This window comes from Naumannella huperziae (genome assembly GCF_054073625.1).
Genome location: NZ_JBSXPH010000001.1, coordinates 3,171,380 through 3,189,574, shown reverse-complemented (window position 1 = coordinate 3,189,574; position 18,195 = coordinate 3,171,380). Strand labels below are relative to the sequence as shown.

At 70.1% G+C, this 18,195-nt stretch carries 15 protein-coding genes and 1 pseudogene; 10 read left to right on the top strand and 6 right to left on the bottom strand.

Annotated features, from left to right (window positions below; translation table 11 throughout):
• The first annotated feature begins 147 nt into the window (after positions 1 to 147).
• Both selD and ACXDC7_RS15215 read left to right on the top strand, forming a co-directional pair.
• Positions 148 to 1,152, top strand: coding sequence for a selenide, water dikinase SelD (gene selD, locus ACXDC7_RS15220; protein ID WP_459222852.1), 1,005 nt, complete (start codon positions 148 to 150; stop codon positions 1,150 to 1,152).
• Positions 1,153 to 1,271: 119 nt separating this feature from the next.
• On the top strand, positions 1,272 to 4,616 hold the full coding sequence (locus ACXDC7_RS15215) for a phosphodiester glycosidase family protein (protein ID WP_459222635.1): 3,345 nt from the start codon (positions 1,272 to 1,274) through the stop codon (positions 4,614 to 4,616).
• Positions 4,617 to 4,642: 26 nt separating this feature from the next.
• On the opposite strand, the gene ACXDC7_RS15210 is transcribed toward ACXDC7_RS15215, so the two are convergent.
• Both ACXDC7_RS15210 and ACXDC7_RS15205 read right to left on the bottom strand, forming a co-directional pair.
• A complete protein-coding gene (locus ACXDC7_RS15210; protein ID WP_459222634.1) occupies positions 4,643 to 5,425 on the bottom strand; it encodes an NAD(P)-binding domain-containing protein in 783 nt (260 codons plus the stop codon).
• Positions 5,422 to 6,831 carry an L-lactate permease gene (locus ACXDC7_RS15205; protein ID WP_459222633.1) on the bottom strand — a complete coding sequence of 470 codons (1,410 nt, stop codon included), beginning with the start codon at positions 6,829 to 6,831 and terminating at the stop codon, positions 5,422 to 5,424. Before ACXDC7_RS15205 ends, ACXDC7_RS15210 begins: the two co-directional genes overlap by 4 nt.
• Before the next feature lie 56 nt (positions 6,832 to 6,887).
• Here ACXDC7_RS15205 and ACXDC7_RS15200 point away from each other — a divergent pair, with 56 nt between their 5' ends.
• Complete coding sequence (locus tag ACXDC7_RS15200) at positions 6,888 to 7,439, top strand: helix-turn-helix domain-containing protein (RefSeq protein ID WP_459222632.1); 552 nt, start codon at positions 6,888 to 6,890, stop codon at positions 7,437 to 7,439.
• Positions 7,440 to 7,625: 186 nt separating this feature from the next.
• On the opposite strand, the pseudogene ACXDC7_RS15195 reads toward ACXDC7_RS15200, so the two are convergent.
• The 3 genes and pseudogenes from ACXDC7_RS15195 to ACXDC7_RS15185 all read right to left on the bottom strand — a co-directional run.
• Positions 7,626 to 7,853 (bottom strand): annotated as a pseudogene (locus ACXDC7_RS15195) (ATP-binding protein); the annotation flags it as partial.
• Positions 7,828 to 8,262 carry a DoxX family protein gene (locus tag ACXDC7_RS15190; protein WP_459222851.1) on the bottom strand — a complete coding sequence of 145 codons (435 nt, stop codon included), beginning with the start codon at positions 8,260 to 8,262 and terminating at the stop codon, positions 7,828 to 7,830. The pseudogene ACXDC7_RS15195 and the gene ACXDC7_RS15190, both read right to left, overlap by 26 nt.
• Before the next feature lie 50 nt (positions 8,263 to 8,312).
• The gene (locus ACXDC7_RS15185) at positions 8,313 to 8,609 is read right to left on the bottom strand and encodes a hypothetical protein (RefSeq protein WP_459222631.1); all 297 of its coding nucleotides are present in this window, start codon (positions 8,607 to 8,609) and stop codon (positions 8,313 to 8,315) included.
• Between the two features lie 84 nt (positions 8,610 to 8,693).
• Here ACXDC7_RS15185 and ACXDC7_RS15180 point away from each other — a divergent pair, with 84 nt between their 5' ends.
• The 6 genes from ACXDC7_RS15180 (at position 8,694) to ACXDC7_RS15155 (ending at position 16,507) form a co-directional block, all read left to right on the top strand.
• On the top strand, positions 8,694 to 9,557 hold the full coding sequence (locus tag ACXDC7_RS15180) for a sigma-70 family RNA polymerase sigma factor (protein ID WP_459222630.1): 864 nt from the start codon (positions 8,694 to 8,696) through the stop codon (positions 9,555 to 9,557).
• Between the two features lie 540 nt (positions 9,558 to 10,097).
• On the top strand, positions 10,098 to 10,859 hold the full coding sequence (locus tag ACXDC7_RS15175; RefSeq protein WP_459222629.1) for a helix-turn-helix transcriptional regulator: 762 nt from the start codon (positions 10,098 to 10,100) through the stop codon (positions 10,857 to 10,859).
• A complete protein-coding gene (locus ACXDC7_RS15170) occupies positions 10,856 to 11,704 on the top strand; it encodes a hypothetical protein (protein ID WP_459222628.1) in 849 nt (282 codons plus the stop codon). Before ACXDC7_RS15175 ends, ACXDC7_RS15170 begins: the two co-directional genes overlap by 4 nt.
• Before the next feature lie 88 nt (positions 11,705 to 11,792).
• The gene (locus tag ACXDC7_RS15165) at positions 11,793 to 13,829 is read left to right on the top strand and encodes a hypothetical protein (RefSeq protein WP_459222627.1); all 2,037 of its coding nucleotides are present in this window, start codon (positions 11,793 to 11,795) and stop codon (positions 13,827 to 13,829) included.
• A 163-nt stretch (positions 13,830 to 13,992) separates the two neighbouring features.
• Positions 13,993 to 15,951: a thioredoxin domain-containing protein gene (locus tag ACXDC7_RS15160; protein WP_459222626.1), complete on the top strand. Its 1,959-nt coding sequence runs from the start codon at positions 13,993 to 13,995 to the stop codon at positions 15,949 to 15,951.
• Between the two features lie 55 nt (positions 15,952 to 16,006).
• A complete protein-coding gene (locus ACXDC7_RS15155) occupies positions 16,007 to 16,507 on the top strand; it encodes a DUF1203 domain-containing protein (RefSeq protein WP_459222625.1) in 501 nt (166 codons plus the stop codon).
• Here the strand turns inward: ACXDC7_RS15155 and trhA are convergent.
• Positions 16,498 to 17,169, bottom strand: a complete 672-nt coding sequence (gene trhA / locus ACXDC7_RS15150) for a PAQR family membrane homeostasis protein TrhA (RefSeq protein ID WP_179445643.1) — start codon at positions 17,167 to 17,169, stop codon at positions 16,498 to 16,500. The genes ACXDC7_RS15155 and trhA overlap by 10 nt on opposite strands.
• Before the next feature lie 162 nt (positions 17,170 to 17,331).
• On the opposite strand from trhA, the gene ACXDC7_RS15145 reads away from it, so the two are divergent.
• On the top strand, positions 17,332 to 18,165 hold the full coding sequence (locus tag ACXDC7_RS15145; protein WP_459222624.1) for an isoprenyl transferase: 834 nt from the start codon (positions 17,332 to 17,334) through the stop codon (positions 18,163 to 18,165).
• The last annotated feature ends 30 nt before the right edge of the window (positions 18,166 to 18,195 follow it).

The window sequence follows — 18,195 nt, the reverse complement described above, 5'->3', positions numbered from 1 at the left end:
GCGCGGGGCCGACGGCTTGACCGCCAGCCCGGCTCTGGATGCCTCGGGGCTCGACATGCCAGCGAGGCTAGTGCGATCGGGCGCCGGGGGCCAACCGAATTCGGCCTGATTAGGCTGGCCGGCATGACGGCAGCGGTACGCGAGGGGATGACCGACCGGCTGACGCGCTACGCCGCGGGCGGCGGCTGCGCCTGCAAGGTCCCGCCGGGTGAGTTGGAACGCGTGCTCGCCGGCGTGATGCCGACGAGCGCGGCGGAGGAGCTGATCGTCGGCCTGGAGAACGGCGACGACGCGGCGGTGGTCCGGATCGCCGACGACGTCGACGGCCGCGGTCGCGCCGTCGTCTGCACCGCCGACTTCTTCACCCCGGTCGTCGACGACTTCTACGACTGGGGCCGGATCGCCGCGGCGAATGCCCTGTCGGACGTCTACGCGATGGGCGGCGAGCCGATCGCCGCGGTCAACCTGCTCGGCTGGCCGCGTTCGACGCTGCCGTTCGAGTACGCCGCCGAGGTGCTGCGCGGCGGCGCGGACGTCTGCGCCGAGGCCGGCTGCCACCTGGCCGGCGGGCACAGCATCGACGACCCCGAGCCGAAGTACGGCCTGTCCGTGACCGGCATCGCCGACCCGACCCGGCTGCTCCGCAACGACGCGGGTACGCCCGGCGTACCGCTCACGCTGACCAAGCCGCTCGGCGTCGGCGTGCTGAACAACCGGCACAAGGCCACCGGCGAGGTGTTTCCCGATGCCGTTGCGAGCATGACCACCCTCAACCGCGATGCTGCGCGCGCCGCGTTGGCCGCCGGCCTGACCTGCGCCACCGATGTGACGGGCTTCGGGCTGCTCGGCCACCTGTACAAGCTGTGCCGCGCCAGCGGGGTCGCCGCCGAGATCGACGCCGCGGCGGTGCCCTATCTGCCCGGCGCGCGCGAGTCCCTGGCCGAGGGCTTCGTGCCGGGCGGATCGAAGCGCAATCTGGACTGGGTACGCCCGCACCTCGACGGCTCGGGCGTCGACGAGGACGAGCTGATCCTGCTCGCCGACGCCCAGACCTCCGGCGGCCTGTTGGTGGCCGGCGAACTGCCCGGGTATCCGGTGATCGGCCGGCTGGTCGCCGGCGAGGCCCGCGTCACGGTGTGCGGGCAGCGGTAGTGGGCGGGCATCGGACAACTGCCGTTCGCCCGCGCGACACCTGAGGCTTCCCCGGCGGGCGCACGGGTAGGGCAGGCTGGCTCGGGTCTGCACCGGTGTCGTCTGTCGAGGGAGCCACGATGTCCACTGCCACCACCGCCGGTACGCGGCGCGGTCTCGCGCTCGCCCTCGGGCTGCTGCTCGCGACCGCGGGGCTGCTCGGCGGGGCGACGCAGGTCCGGGCCGAGACCGATCCGGCCGGGGCGACCGCGGCGGCGCTCCGCGTCGCGCCCGCCACGCTGGTCGAGGACCGGCGTACCGACATCGCGCCCGGGCTGACGCTGACCAGCTTCCGACGGCTGCAACCGGGCGGCTGGGTGACCGGACACGTGATGGACGCCGATCTGACCACGCCGAGCCTGTCGCTCGACGTCACCGACGGCGGCGAGGTGTCGGGCTCGAATGCCACCGTCGAGGAATTCGCGCGCAATGCCGACGCGGTCGCGGCGATCAACGGCGACTACTTCGACATGAACGCCTCCGATGCGCCGATCGGCACCAATGTCTCGCCGAACGAGGGCCTGCGGACCGCCGGCGGTGGCCCGCGGCAGGCGTTCACGATCCGCGACGGCAAGGCCGCCGTGCAGTCCCTGATGAGCGGTGCCACCGTGGAGGCGGGCGGCGAGACGTCGGAGATCGGCTCGGTCAACTCGCCGAGCTTCGCCGGCGACAGCCTGGCGGCCTTCACCCCGATCTGGGGCACGTATCCGATCGGACGGCTCGTCGGCGAGTCCGAGCCGGTGCGCATCGTGATGATCTCCGGCGGCCGGGTGAGCGCCAACACGACCGACCGGGGCGCGATCGCCTCGGGTGACGCCGTGCCCGACGACGGCGCGGTGCTGGTCGGGCGCGGCCGCGCCGCCGACCGACTCGCCGGACTGGCGGTCGGCACGGAGGCGAAGCTGACCATCCGGGCGTCCGAAGATGTTGATCTTGCCGTCGGCGGGTCGCAGCGCCTGCTCACCGACGGACGGGTCACCGAGGACAACGAGGTGACCGCCGCCCGGACCGCGATCGGCGTCAACCGCGATGGCACCGCGATCAAGGTGATCACCGTTGACGGCAGGTCCGCCGATGCGCACGGGATGACCATCCAGGAGCTCGCCCGGTTCATGTCCGACCTCGGCATGTGGAACGCGGTCAACCTCGACGGCGGCGGCTCCACCACCCTGGTCGCGCGGCCGGCCGGCACCGACGACCTGCAGGTGATCAACCGCCCGTCGGACGGCAAGCAGCGCGCGGACAGCAATGCACTGGTCTTCCGGTCCGCGGCGCGCGGGTCCTCGCCGACCGGGCGCGTGCTGCGGCCCGAGCTCGAGCCGGCCGCGGGCCTGCCGGAGCCCGCGGCGCACGGCGTACTGCCCGGGCTGAGCCGCACGCTGATCGGCACCGGCCTCGACGCCAACCTCGCCGCCACCCCGGCCGGGCGGCCGGTGATCCGGGCCAGGGCCGGCCTGGTGCGGGTCGAGGACACCGAGCGCAGCGGGCCCTACGACCGGACCGTGGTGCGCGGCAACCGGCCGGGAACGACGACCGTGATCTACGGGGCCGGCCGGGACGCCACCAGCGCCGAACTGCGGGTCTTCGGTGACCTGCAACGGATCGAGGCCTCCGCGACGCTGGTCCCGCTCGGCTCGGCCGCCGACACCTCCGCGGTCCGGGTGACGGGCATCGACGCCGACGGCAACCGCGTACCGGTCGAGAACCGTGACATCGAGGTGGCCGCGAGCGACGGGCTCACGGTCGAGCGCGACGGCCTGGCCGAGCTGGTGATCGGCGCGCGCGAGGGCGCGCAGTCGGGGACCGTGACCATCGCGGTGCGCGGCAAGGAGACCACGCTCGGCGTGACCGTCGGCCACGACGACCGCGAGGTCGCCGACTTCGCCGATCCGGCGGACTGGAAGGTCGGCACGGCCCGCGCCACCGGCAGCCTGGGCTCGGCAACCGGGCCCGAAGGCGGTCCGGCGCTGGCGCTCGACTTCGACTTCACCACGAGCACCGCGACCCGCGGGATGTACGCCGTGCCGGTGACGCCGATCGAGCTGCCCGGGCAGCCCCGGTCGGTGTCGCTGTGGATCAAGGGCACGGGGAAGGGGGAGTGGCCCCGGCTGCAGGTGACCCGCGGCGACCAGACCAGCACCAATCTCGACGGCGCCCTGATCGACTGGACGGGGTGGCGCAAGGTGACGTTCCCCGTGCCGGCCGGGACGGCGTACCCGCTGCAGCTCACGGCCATCCGCTTCATGGAGACCCGTTCGAACGCCAGCTATCGCGACCGGCTGGAGATCGCCGACCTGCGGGCCCAGGTGCCGCAGAGCATCGACCTTCCGGAGCCCGCGCCGGCGCGTGACCCGGCGATCATCAGCCAAGGCACGGTGGACGACCGGCCACTGCGGATCGCGGTGATCAGCGACGCCCAGTTCGTGGCCCGCAATCCCGACTCCGATCTGGTGCAGGCGGCGCGCCGCACGCTGCGCGAGATCGTCGCCGCCAAACCGGATTTCGTGATCATCGCCGGCGATCTGGTCGACGAGGCCGCGCCGGAGGACATCGCGCTCGCCAGGCGGGTGCTGGAGGAGGAGCTGGGCGATCTCGATCATGTCTACGTGCCGGGCAATCACGAGATCATGGGCGGCTCGATCGACAACTTCCGGGCCGAATTCGGCGACACCGCGACCGAGCGGGTTCTGCAGCGGACGAAGATCATCACCCTGGACTCCTCGACCGGCAACCTGCACCCGGGCGGCAGCACCGATCAGCTCCGGATGCTGGAGGCGGGGCTGGCCGATGCGGAACGCGATCCCGGGATCACCGGGGTGCTGGTGGCCAACCACCATCCGGTCGACGACCCGCAGCCCGACGCCGCCAGCCAGCTCGGCGACCGGGTGGAGGCCGACGCGCTGGCGCGCACCCTGGCCGACTTCACCCGTCGTTCCGGCAAGCAGGTCGCCCAGCTCAACGGCCACGTCGGGATCTTCGATGCCTCGGCCCTGGACGGGGTGACCCGGGTGATCAACGGCAACTCCGGCAAGGGCCCGTCCGGTACGCCGGATGCCGGCGGGTTCACCGGCTGGACCATGATCGGGATCGACCCGGGCGCTGCCGGGCGCACCGACTGGCTGCGGGCCGAGACCCGGGCCCGGGTGGACGAGCTGGCGCTGGATGCGCCCGCCACGCTGGCCCGCGGCGAGACGGCGGAGGTGAAGGCGGTGATCACCCAGGACGGTTCCCGGAAGGTGCCGGTGGCCTGGCCGGTGTCGGCGACCTGGGGCGGCACCGGGGTGGCCGTCGGCTCGAAGCCCCGGAACGCGGTGATCACGATCGACCCGCTGACCGGCCGGATCACCGCCGTCCGGGCGGGCACCGCGACGCTGACCGTCACGGTGAACGGCGCCACCGCGCAGCGCCAGATCCGGGTCGGCTGACCAGCGGTCGGCTGACCCGCCGCGAGTCAGCCGCGGATCCGGCGGAGCAGCCGGTCCAGCGCGGCGTCGAGGGCGGCGCGATTCGCGTCGTCGAACCAGTCGGTACGCAGTTGCTCGTTGAGGCCGCCGCGGGTTTCGTGGCCGCCGGCGACCGCGGCCAGCGGCTCGTCGGTGTGCAACTCGCCCGCGACACCGGTGACGATGCCGCGGAGGAAGGCGTCGGCGGCGGACGGGTCCAGGCCGGGCTGGCGGCCGGCCCAGTCGGCGATCGCGGCGAGCACGGCGAGGGTGGCGGAGACCGTGCCGGTGATCGCGGCCAGGGCATCGAAGGCCGGCTGTTCGGTCACCGCCAGCGTGCCGCCCAGCCGGTCGAAGAGGGCCGCCGCGGCCGGGTCGGGCGGATGGATCGGTGTGACGCCGGCGCGCTGGCGTACCGCCGGCATGGGAATGGCGCGAACGATCGTCGGGTCGGCACCGAGCTGCTCGCGCAGCCGACCGTGATCGACGCCGGCCACGGCGCTGATCACGAGCGTTCCCGCGGGAACGTCCACGTCCCGCAGCGCGGCGGCGAGGTCGTCGGGACGAACCGCGAGCAGCAGGGTGCCGGCGCGCGACGCCACCTCGGCATTGTCGTCCGCGATCTCGATGACCGCGGGGTGGCGCTCGGCGAGAGCGCGGGCCGTCGCGGCGCCGCGCGGCGAGAGCACGATCGTTGGCGCCTCGCGCTCGGGGTCGAGCGCCAGCCCGTCCACGATGGCGGCGGCGAGCTCGCCGACGCCGATGATGCCGAGGGTCGGTTGCGTGCTCATCGGGGCATGGTAGGCGAGAGGGTGAGCAGGCCGAGGCCGAGCGACAGGACGCCGGTGATCACCAGGGCGGTGATCGTCACCGTGCGGCCGGCGCGGCGCCCCTCGGCCGGCTCGGGGCAGAGCTGGGCGGCGAGTTCGATCTTGGCCGGCGAGGCCATCATGAACAGCGACGAGCACACATTGTGTACCGACATCGCGATCAGTGCGGGGAGTCCGAGCAGGCGGATGATCTCGCTCTGCGGAGCGGCGAACATCGCGTTCGCGGCGGCGTTGGAGCCGGTCAGCCAGCCACCGAGCGCGGCGAGGAAACCGAGCGGCAGGACGTAGGCGGGGCCGAGCTGGGCGACCGCGCGTGCGATTGCCGCGGCCATCCCGCTGACCGCCATCACGACCCCGAGCAGCAGGAAGAGCCCGTTGGCCGGCCCGACGGGCAGCCAGCGCCGCGCTGTCGCGGCGACCGCGCCGGCGAGGTCGCGGCCGCGCAGCGTGGCCGCGACGGAAAGCGGCAGCCAGATCGCGGGCGAGGCCAGGTAGTGCCACGGGCCGCCGGCGCGGGTGGCGTCGAGCAGCGCGGTGGCGATCAGGATGCCGCCGAGCAGCACCGCGTACGGGCTGGCGGCCGCGGCCAGCGCGCGGGTCACCACGATCCGCGCGCCACGCAGGCGGTGCACGAGCAGGTGCGCGACCAGCGTCAGCAGCGCCCCGACGGCGCCGGCCACCGGCGTACCGAGGAGCAGGTTGGCAACGAGGATCGACGCCCACAGCGTCGCGCCGCTGGCCGTGGCGGCAGCCAGGTTCCGGGCGCGGGCGCCGGGCGGGCTGGTGAGGGTGGCGACCACCAGGCCCACGCCGATGAAGACCGGGCCGCTGGCGATCGCCGAGCCGACGCCGAGGGGCTGGAAGCCGATTCCGCTGAGACTGGCGGCGATCAGCGTGCCCGGCGCCATGGAACCCCAGGGGACCGTGCACAGCCCGAGCAGCCCGATGGTCGCGGCCCGGCGGCTGGAGAAGCCCAGGTGCAGCAGCAGCGGGATGGCGAGCGTCACCCCGATGCCGAAGCCGGTGACCGATTCGGCGAAGGGCGTGACGCCGTGCAGCACGGCGAGTGCGGCGGGCGTACCGGTGCCGAGAGTGCGGCCGAGCCAGCTCGCGATGACGTCTTGTCGGCCGGTACGCCGCATCGCCTCGCTGAGCAGCAGGCCGCCGAACACGATCGCCAGCACCTCGATCAGCACCGGCGCCCACTGCCGGGTGGCCTCGACGACCTGCCCGGGGGTCAGCGGGTACGCCACGGCGCAGATGATCACCGCGGCCAGCGCGCCGGCGGCGGAGGTGAGCAGCGCCGAGCGGCGGGCCAGGCTCAGGGCGAGGGCGACCAGCACCGGGGCCAGCGGCAACAGGAGCATGTTGCGAATGCTGTCAGTGGAGTTGCGCATACGCAACACGGCGTTAGGCTGAGCGCGTGCCGACCGATCAGGCCCACCGCTTCGGTGCAGCCGTGCGTGCCCGCCGCGCCGAGCTGGCGATCACCCTCGACCAGCTTGCCGCGGCATCGGGAGTGTCGCGGGGCACGCTGTCCCGGATCGAGAACGACGCCCTGAACACCAGCCTGGCGAACGCGACCGCGATCGCCCGGGCTCTCGGGGTGGCGCTGTCCGATCTGCTGGAGCAGGCGGGGTCCGAGCCGGTGCTGGTGCCGGCCGCGGAGCTCACCACCTTCACCGACGACAACGGGATCCGTCGCGCCTCGCTGGCTCGGCCGGCCCCGGGGGTGGAACTGATCGCGTACTCCGTGCCCCCGGGCGCCCGCTCCGCGGAGTTCCCGGCCCACCGCAGCCGCACCGAGGAGGTCCTGCACGTGCTCGCGGGCCGGCTCGAATACGTCGTCGGCGAGCACCGCTACCAACTGGCCGCGGGTGACACCCTGTCCGCGCGCGCCGACGCGCCCCACCACTTCGGCAACCCCGGCAAGCGGGTGTGCGCCTTCCACATGCTCACCATCACCCCGCGCTGAGCGGGTCGGGGATCGGGCGTTGATGCGGCGTGTTGTTTCCAGAAGACTGGTCCGGGTGTGCGTATCACTCGGGGGTGAGGAGTGGTCGGCGAGCTGATCCAGTACCTCGACGGGCGTGTACGTGGGGTTGCTGCGTCCGTCGGTTTCGTCTGACACCGTTTGTCGGTCTCGTTCAACACCGACGGGGTCGGTGCCGGTCTCGATGATGGTGCCGCCGAAGGTGAACCGCTCGACGATCGCGGCGCAAAGCCGCGGGTCGGTGAAGGTCTTGGTCCACCCGGAGAAGGACTCGTTGGACGCGATCGCGACGGACGCCTTCTCTTCCCGTTCGGTGAGGAGCTGGAACAGCAGTTCGGCACCAAGTCGGTCGAGTTGCATGTAGCCAAGTTCATCGATGCAGAGCAGGTCGACGCGTGCCGGATCGCCGCATGGAGGTCGACACGAGACTGTCCGCCTGCCATCGGCTACCGAATCGGAAGGTCGCTTCGTCTGCCCGCGTCAGATCGCGACCATCGCGAAGAAGGTGACCGCGCTCAGAGCCAACGCCAAGAACAGCACCGGAAACCCGATGTTGTGGAAGACCGATGCCCGAACGTGCGCTCCGACCGCAGACAGGTAAAACATCACCAGTCCCACAGCCGGCCAGGCCGAACGGCGCGATGCCCGTGAGCCCGACCACCAGCCCGGCTGCGCCGGACGCTTTCAGGACGGCGAGGTAGGGCAGAACCTCAGGCCGCAACCCGACCTCAGCCGCGTTCGCCAACACGAACCTGGCCCGTGCCGCATCGGCGGCAGCGATGAAGGCGTTCGCGACGACACACACGACCGTCACGGCCAGCAACGCCGTCGAAAGTGCCGTCGACGCAGTCTCGCTCACGCGGTGTAGCGCCCGATGAAGTGAAGCGTCGAGGGCGGCACCGGACCGCCGGCCCACTCACCAACCTTGCCGCGGAACGCCCCAGCCTCCGGAATATCGAGGAGCGGGTTGGCAGCGTCATCGGGGAGGGAAAGCGTGAGCAGAAACTGCGAGCTGTCTCCAACACGGGCAGCCGTGTACTCAATGCCCGCGGGCGCCGCCGACTCGACGGCGGCGAACAGCCTCTTGATTGCCTCTTCAACCTCGCCTACTTGCTGAGGTTCGGTGCCGAACTGGACGATCTGTACGCTCATGAGGGTCTCCTACGTGCAGGGTCTGTCGATGTCTGGTTGGTCGCCCCTCATGACGCTCGGCACGACCGAAAGGTGACCGCCCACATGGACTTGATCAACGAATTCGAGGTGGCACGGCCTCGACTGCTCGCACTCGCGCACCGGATCCTTGGCTCGCTCGAGGACGCCGAGGACGCCGTACAGACCGCTTGGCTGCGCGCGGCCGGCGCAGCACAAACGCAGGTCGACAACCCGGCCGGCTGGCTCACAACCGTGACCGCGCGCCTCTGCCTCGACCAGCTGCGATCACGGGAACGACGCGGAGAACTGCCCCTCCTTGCCGACGTAGTCCCGAGTGACCAGCTCGCGGCCGACGAGGAGTACCTCCGGCGCGAGGACATCTCACGCGCGCTTCTCCTGCTCCTCAACCAGCTCACCGCCACCCAGCGAGTGGCCTATGTCCTGCACGACCTGTTCCGCATACCGTTCCAGGAGGTAGCCGTCGTACTGGACACGACGTCGGCGAACGCGAAGAAGCTGGCCAGCCGTGCAAGACAACGCCTAGAAGGAGCAGACGCGGCGTCCGTCGATGCGCCAGGTGCGTCAGATCATTGGCGGATCGTCGATGCGTTCCTCGCGGCCGCCCGTGGAGGACGGACCGATACCCTCATCGCGCTCATGGCACCCGACGTCGTCCGCACCGCCGACCCAGCGGTGCTACCTGAAGGTGGAGCCATCGAAGTGGTCGGGAACCGTGCCGTGGCCGAAGAAACCCGCTATTTCGCCGACCGGATCCACGCCAGCATCCCGATGCTCGTCAACGGCGCCGCCGCCGCAGTCATAGCCCCCGGAGGTCACCCGCTGGCTGCCATCACCTTCATATTCGAGAACAACAAGATTGCCCGTATCAAAATCGCTCGCATGAAGCCGGGCGACACGGTCAGCGCCAGGTACTCAAGCAGCTCATGACCTCATCCGCCCCGGGTGGTGTCGCCGCTCACCTACATTCGACCGCTTCCCTACCTGGGTGGTGTCAGAACTGACCAACAAGCGGTGCCGCTGGAGCCTCTGTAGCCAGGTTGCGGTAGCGGGCGGTCATCGCGACGTGTGATGCGGCAGGGGGCCCGGCACGGACCGAGATCGACGGTGCCGCCAACCGACCGTCGGGCTCGCCGACGGGGACGCCGTGACCTGCTCTCCCACGCCGTGCGCTGACCGTTGGTGCGCACCCGTGTGACTCTCGGCGTGGCGTTGACCGGAGCGCACCGCGCCACGGCGGGCTCCGGGAGACGGGGGGGTGACTCGAGAGTCAGCGGGGTCGTCCCGCGCACCGCCGATTCCGGAGCATCGTGCGTCACTCTTGTGCATCACTTGGACCCCGTCACTGGTGATCTGGTGGCAGCTGATCTCCCACGCGGTGAACGACCTGACACGTTTCGAGGACAGGTGAGGTGTCAGGCCGACTCTCTACGTGTTGCGTATTCGCAACAGTCTCGTACACTGCTGGACGTGGACCTGGCAGAGCGCATATCGACGTTGCGCCGCGCGAACGGGCTGAGTGCTCGTCAGCTCGCGGCGCTGGTCGACGTTGCCCCGACGACGGTCACGCGGATCGAGGCCGGCGCGGTGAGTCCGTCGTTCGATCTGGCACAGGAGATCCTGACAGTCCTGGGAGAGCCGATCCGCTTCACCGGTTTCGCGGATGTGGACGCGATCGCGACCGCACGTCTGGCGTGCGACCCGGAGCTCGATGTGGCGTCGAATCCGGGCGTCGCGCTGTGGCGTCAGCGCTGGGCTCGCATCGGGCTTCTCGATGCCGACGGTCGGGTAGCCGCTGGGAAGGAAGTGGACCTGCTGTTCCGTGCGGGTCGCGCCGCACGCCTGACGCGGCGCGCCGACGCCGTGGACTTCGCTGCGGGACGGTCGGCGGATCAGATCGCTGACGCGCTTCGCGGGGCCGCCATCGATTACGCACTCACCGGCGATGCTGGAGCCAACCGATACCGGTCCAGCGCGGGGGAGGCCTGGCCTGTTCTTTACGTCGAGGACGTCGCGCGCGCAGCCAAGGCGGCCGGCCTCGCGCGCAAGGAGCCCGGATCCTTCGGCATGCGGGTGACGCTGATCCCGTTCGACGGCGTGAGTGAGGTCGGCCGTGTCACCATCGCCGGCATCGCGGTCGCCGCTCGCGACCAGGTCGTCATCGACGCCTACGGTGGCATCGACGGCATGATCGAGCAGGCCGACATCCTCATGGGTAGGCGCGTGGCGTGACGGACTTCAAGGAGCCGCGCACCGAGATTGAGTGGAGCCGCCGTGCGATCATCAACGTCGTCGAGGTTCTCCAGGTCCACGCTGAGTCGCTGACATTGGTCGGCGCCCATGCAGTCCTGCTGCGGACGATGGACCTTGACGTTCCGAGAATGCCGACCGGCGATGGCGATCTCGGCGTGACGCCGGGGCTGGTCGGCGACGTGCCGAGCATCGAGGCCCTCCTCGCCGACGCGGGCTACGAGCACCGCACAACGGCGCGTCCCGGGCTCTGGGGCCGGACGCCTTACCACGAGGCCGACGGCACGCGATCGTTCCGCGAGAAGGTCGATCTGCTGGCGCCACACGGGATGTCGGGCACTGCGAGCCGCAACACGCGTGGAGTTCCGGCCCTGAAGCCCGCGCATGGCAAGCTCACCGTCGGCAACGCGCTCGGCCTCGAACTCGCCGCCTTCAACCGATCGCTCGTGAGGATCAACGACTTGGCCGACCCGCGGCTCACGACTGACCTCCACATCGCGGAGATCCCGGCGCTCATCTTGGCCAAGGGCTCAAAGATCGGCGAACGACTCCGGGAGCCGCGCAAGGGCCTCGTTCGAGACAAGGACCTCGGCGACCTCTGGCGCCTCTTGGCCGTCGCCGATCTAGATGAGACCTCCCGGGTGATCGCGGGCTTCATAAATCATCCCGAGGTCGGCGTTGACGCTCGCCAGAGTGTGGAGTGGACGGCGCGCGTGTTGCGGGATCCGTTCAGCGCAGAGCGAGCCAAGACCGCGTTCGACACCTTCGTCGATCCGACCGCTATAGACGGGCTCTTCGCGCAGTGGCGCGACGCGTTCGGTGGGTGAGGATGCTCGCCCAGCGCTCCTCTTGATGTCGGTCCGTTGAGCAACGATGTCAGCACAGGAAGTAACAAGCGGGGAGTGAGGCCAACCGGTGAGCAACAAGGAAGGAGCGTCTCTGCGGAGGGTTCGGTTTTTTGGCGTGCACGATCTGGCCGCCGGGTGGTTCGTGGCCCGCGTCGCTCGGATCGTAGAGCAGTTCGACCCGTCGAACGCGCCGACTGACGCAATGGACATCATCGAGCTCCACAACGTGCAGCAGTACCTTGAGAACGGCTTCCTTCCTCGCGACTACACCGAGGCGGAGCGCCTCGCGGCGGTATCGAAGATCGGTCCGATCCGGAGCACGGTGGCCAAGTTCTTCTCGGCGATCAACGACGCGGACTGCGTCTCGATCGTCGTCGGCGTCGACTTTGACTACCACGCTGACCTCCTCGAGCTTCTCGGGCGCAACATGGCCTTCGAACGTTGCACCTCGGCAGTCATGCTGGCTGCGCTCGATCAGACCGGGGTGCATCTGCGCGACATGCTCGCTTGCAAGAAGCTCGTGCTCGCCTACGACGCAGAGGTGCGGGACCGGTTGATCAGGTCTCCGGCGAACGCGGAACACATCATCCGCAAGTACCTGCAGCGCGATGTGCGCGCGGAGGTTCACCTCCCGGCCCGTTTCACGCCAGCCGATGCTCGCGACCTGCTCGAACGATACGTCGATAGCCCAGACGCGAACCCCAACTACATCGGCCTCATCGAAACCGCTCGTGTCAGCTCGATCACTGGCATTGATGCAAAGTTGAAGCTGCGCGCGAAGCGCCGCAACGCGGAGATGACGCAGGCGTTCTTCGAGAACAACACTGGCCTCAAAACTGGGGCCGAGGTGCGGCTATCCGAGTCGCAGAACGAGCCCGTGCTCTATGAAATGGACGACTCAGACGGGATGGTTGCTCGATTCACGTACAGCAGCCGATGGCTGGACGAGACTTGTGACAACCCGAGCATCCTCAATAACTTCCAGCACCTGTTCGAATTCGCCGACCATGGTGTCCTGCTGACACTGCCGTCCTATCCCTCGCAGTTGGGCGTCTCTGAACGCTTCTTGATGACGACGGGCAAGACCGAGTACATGGTTGGCGCAAGATTTCGTGCGGTCGACATGAGCACCCTGCTTCAGACGAGGCTGTATCAGCACTACCTGGAGACCAAGAAAAAGGACCTTGAAGGAGTAATCTTCTGGTTCTTCGAGGATTACCTCAAAGAGGAGTTCGGGGCTGCGAACTTCTCGTTCAGGCCGTCGAGCCGGGCCGCGTCCTACCTCGAGAGAGTACGTCACCTCTTTGCTGAGATGGAGAGCATGCTTGCTCAGTTCAGCCTATTTGTCGAGAACGGCGAACTCGATCGGGACCTGCTCGCGATCACCTCCAATCCCGTTCGTTACCGAGAGGTTCCGAGCCTGCTTCCCGGGAAGTACGTCTATGCGACCGACGACGACCAGATTGCCGGCATTCTTCATGCCTTGTTCTCCGACCAGTCAGCGCTGACGGACATCAGCGAGGAGTTGAACGGCGATGACGCGGCCGGGCTTCTTATCGGAAACGTCGTCTCCTACGCCGATTTCCGCGAGTACCAACAGCCCGCTGTCGATCATCTGATCTCGCTCGGCATCCTGGAGGATACGGGCGAGAGGGTACAGGTCGCCAGTGTCCCGCAGTTCTTGGTCTTGAGGTCGCTGTTCGCAGCTCAGGCCTGTAGCTACTACAGGCTTTCGCAGGAAGGTCGCTCCGCTGTCGACGCCATGGAATCTCGCGGATGGGTGAGGCGCCACTCATCGCTTTTGACCGAGGCCGAGGCGCAGTACTTCAACTACTTCCTCAACAAGACTGACTTCAGCAACGGGCCGGAGTTGCGCAACAAGTACCTGCACGGTTCGCAAGCAGACGTTGAGGGCGAAGACACCCACTTCCATGCCTACGTCACCGCCCTGCGAACGATCATCGCGCTCGTCATCAAGGTCAATGATGACTTCTGCCTCTGGGCCGCGAATCGATCGGTTGCCCCGGTGCCAGAAGGTGGTCCGAGCGAGGCCCCGCTCAAGCCTGCCGATGCCTCCGCTTCGGCTGAGGGAGCGAGTCAGTGATCTGGCCTCCGCCTGGTCGGGCGCGGCGAGTCCTGCGCAAGCTCGGCAAGCGCCGCCGCATCGGCCGCAACGACCTGGGCGATTGACGGGGACTCCCGAGACGTCCGGGAGGTTCGACCGGCGTGGGGTCGAGCGGCAAGACCGGGTGCGCAACACTCGAACCATGGCCAATCGACTCGCCGACAGCCTCTCGCCGTACCTGCGTCAGCACGCCGACAATCCCGTCGACTGGCGGGAGTGGTCGGACGAGGCGTTTGCGCAGGCGCGCGAGCGGGACGTGCCGGTCTTCCTCTCGGTCGGGTACGCGGCGTGCCACTGGTGTCACGTGATGGCCCACGAATCGTTCGAGGATCCGGAGATCGCCGAGTTGATCAATGCGAACTTCGTGCCGATCAAGGTCGACCGGGAGGAGCGGCCGGATGTCGACGCGATCTTCATGGCCGCCACCCAGGCCCTGACCGGGCAGGGCGGCTGGCCGATGTCGGTCTGGCTGACGCCGGAGGGCCGTCCGTTCTATGCCGGGACCTACTTCCCGCCGCGCCAACGCGGTGGGATGCCGGGTTTCGGTCAGGTGCTGACCGCGCTGGCCGACGCCTGGCGGGACCGCCGCGAGGAGGTGATCAGCAGCGCCACGGCAATCGTCGATCATGTCGCCGCGACCCAGCGCGCGCTGCCCGGCGAGGCCGATCCGGCCGGCGCCCTCGCCCGCCTGCGCGAGGATTTCGACCCCTTGCACGGGGGCTTCGGCGGCGCCCCGAAGTTCCCGCCGACCATGGTTCTGGACGCCCTGCTCGCCGACGGTACGCCCGAATCGCTGGAACAGGTCGCGGCCACCCTGGACGCCATGATCGCCGGCGGCGTCCATGATCATCTCGGCGGCGGCTTCGCCCGCTACAGCGTCGACGCCGGCTGGGTGGTGCCGCATTTCGAGAAGATGCTCTACGACAACGCGCTGCTGCTCGGCACGCTCGCCCGCGCGAGCACGCGGGTGGATCCCGAGCGGGCCGCCGCTTACCGCGCGACCGCCGAACGGCTCGTCGGCTGGCTGGACCGCGAGCTGCTGGTCGACGGCGGAGGGTACGCCGCCTCGTTGGACGCCGACTCCGCCGACGCGTCCGGCCGCTTGGTCGAGGGCGCCTTCTACGTCTGGACCCCCGCCCAACTGCGCGCGGTGCTCGGCGCGGACGCGGCGCGCGCGGCGGCCGCGTTCGGGGTCACCGATCGGGGCACCTTCGAACACGGCGCCTCCACCCTGCGCGCCCTCGCACCGATCGAGGACGACTGGCGCGAGCGGCTCCTCGCCGCCCGCGACCGGCGCCCCCGCCCGGCCCGCGACGACAAGATCGTTGCCGCCTGGAACGGCTGGCTGATCACCGCACTGGTCACCGCGGCGATGATCTTCGACCGCCCCGACTGGCTCGACCGGGCGCGCGGCGCCGCGGCGTACCTGTGGGACACCCACTGGCGCGAGTCGGACCGGACCCTGCTGCGCGTCAGCCGCGATCGGCAACCCGGCACGGCACCGGGGATCGCCGAGGATCACGGCGCGCTCGCGCAGGCCTACGCCGCGCTCGCCGGCGCGACCGGCGACGCGACCTGGCTCGACCGCGCCCGTACGCTGCTCGACCGCGCCGACGAGCTGTTCGCCGCCGGCGACGGCGGTTGGTACGACGCCGACGCGGCGACCGACCTCTACGCCCGCCCGCGCGACCTGTCCGACAACGCCACCCCCTCGGGCGGCAGTGCCCTGATCGCCGCGCACCGGGCGGTCGCCGGGCTGACCGGGGAGGGCCTGGATCGCCTCCCCGCCGCGACCGCCACCGGTGCCGCCCTGGCCACCGCCGCGCCGCGGTTCGCCGGCTGGTGGCTGCGCGAGTTGATCATCGCCGACCGCGTCGCCGCCCGCGAGATCGTGATCTTCGGCGACGACGGCCAGCTGGTCACGACCGCCTGGCGCGAGGCGCCGGAGGGCTCGGTCATCCTCGCGCTGCCCGGCCCGAGCGCGGAGTTCCCGCTGGCGCGCGGTCGGGGCGCCGAGCTGCCCGCGGCGTACGTCTGCACCAACCAGGCCTGCGGTCTGCCCGTCCACGACCCCGAAGGGTTGCGCGCGCAACTGGCCTGAACGCCGCGTCCGATTCCCGCCAGCGGGGCCGCGTACCGACCTCGATGCTGGACCCGTGCAGACACCACAACTCGCCGTCACCGGCGTGGATCCGACCACCCTCGCGGAACTGCTGGCGCGCGGAATCGATCATGCGGGCGCCCCGGTCGAGCCGTTCGCCGACCCCGACGGCGGCTGGCCGTTGCGCTGCTGCCTGGCCGATTCCCAGCCGGGTGAGGAGATCGCGATCATCGCGTTCCGCCCCTTCCCGTGGGTCAGCGCGTACGCCGAGACCGGCCCCGTCGTCGTGCACGCCGACGGGTGCCCGGGCGCCGACGGCACCTTTCCGGACAGCTTCGAGGGGCGCGACCAGGTCGTGCAGGCCTTCGGCGATGATGCGGGTCGCCGTCACGTCCAGGTCTACGACCGACACCGCCTGGTCCGGGCGGGGGAGGGGTTGCGTACCACCATCGAGGAGATCATCGCCGACCCGCGCGTCGAGTTTGTCCAGGCCCGCAACGTGTTGTCGCGGTGCTACTCCTTCACGGCCCGGCGAGGCGGCGCCGATCAGGCGTAGGTGGCGACGCTGATCGCGGCGTAGTGGCAGGCGAAGGCGGCAACCGTGCAGGCGTGGAAGATCTCGTGGAAGCCGAACCAGCGCGGCGACGGGTCGGGCCGCTTGCGGGCATAGACCAGCGCGCCGACCGAATAGAGCAACCCGCCCGCGACGATCAGCGCGAAGACCAGGGGGCCGCCGTTGTCCCAGAACGGCTTCAACCAGCCGACCGCCGCCCAGCCGATCGCGAGATACAGCAGGGTGTAGAACCAGCGCGGCGCGCCGAGCCACAGCACCCGCGACAACAGACCGATGATCGCGGCCCCCCAGACCAGGCCGAGCAGCACCCAGCGCCCGGTCCCGTCGAGCAGCAGCAGCGCCATCGGCGTATAGGTCGCCGCGATGAAGACGAAGATGTTCGAATGGTCCATCCGCCGCAGCACCGCCTCGCCCCGCGCGCCCCAGTAGAAGCGGTGGTAGAGCGCGCTGGTCCCGAACAGCAGCACCGAGGCCGCGAGAAACACGGCGCCACCGATCTTGCCGAGCGCGCTGGGCGCCAGCACCACCAGCAGAATGCCTGCGGCCAGCGACAGCGGCAGCATCGCGGCGTGCAGCCAGCCGCGCAGCTTGGGCTTCAGCGGGCGGGCGATCTCGCTCGCCAGGCCCGGTGAACTCGTTGCCATCGACCAACCTTCGCACGGATCTCGGAACAAACCTACGCCGCCGTAACTTACGGTTGCGTAGGTTCAGGGTAGCCGGTCCGCGCGGGTACGCCAATGCTCGGCGCGTGATCAATTCTGCGTCGGGTACGCCGGGAGGCGGGGCGAGTCACTAGGCTCGCGGCCATGCCGCGGATCACCGAGACGCCGAAGGCGACGCTCGCGCGCCTGCGTGAGCGAATCGGCCGCCTGCGCCCACCCGGGGTGCTCTATTCGACCTACGAGCATCGGCTGCTGGCGGAGCTGGATCCGAAGAAGCTGCCCCACCACGTCGCGGTGATGGCCGACGGCAACCGGCGCTGGGCCCGGCTGAACGCCCCCGGTCAGCCGCTCGCCGCCGGCTACCGGGCCGGGGCGCGCAAGCTGCAGGAGTTCGTCGGCTGGTGCGCCGAGGCGGGCATCGGCCTGGTCACCTTGTGGGTGCTGTCGACCGACAACCTGCGCCGCGCCGACGAGGAGGAGCTCGGGTCGCTGCTTGAGGTCATCGCGCGGCTCGTCGACGACCTGGCCGACTCCGGCCGATGCCGGGTGCAACTGGTCGGGGCGCTCGATCTGCTGCCCGCCGATACCGCGGCTCGGCTCCGCGCGGCGGAGGAGCGCAGCAACGCCGGCGCGGCCACGCACGTCAACATCGCGATCTCCTACGGAGGCCGCCACGAGCTGCGCGATGCCGTCCGGTCGCTGCTCGCCGAGCAGGCCGAGCGCGGCGTCGGCATCGCCGAGCTCGCCCAGACCCTCGAGATGGACCACATCGCCGACCACCTCTACACCGCCGGCCAGCCCGACCCGGATCTGGTGATCCGGACCTCGGGGGAGCAGCGGATGTCGGGCTTCCTGATCTGGCAGTCGGTGCACAGCGAGTTCTATTTCTGCGAGGCGCTGTGGCCCGATTTCCGCAAGGTCGACTTCGTCCGCGCGCTGCGGGCCTACGCGCAGCGCGAGCGGCGCTTCGGCCGCTGAGGCCCGCGCCCTCGCGGCGGTCCTCGGATG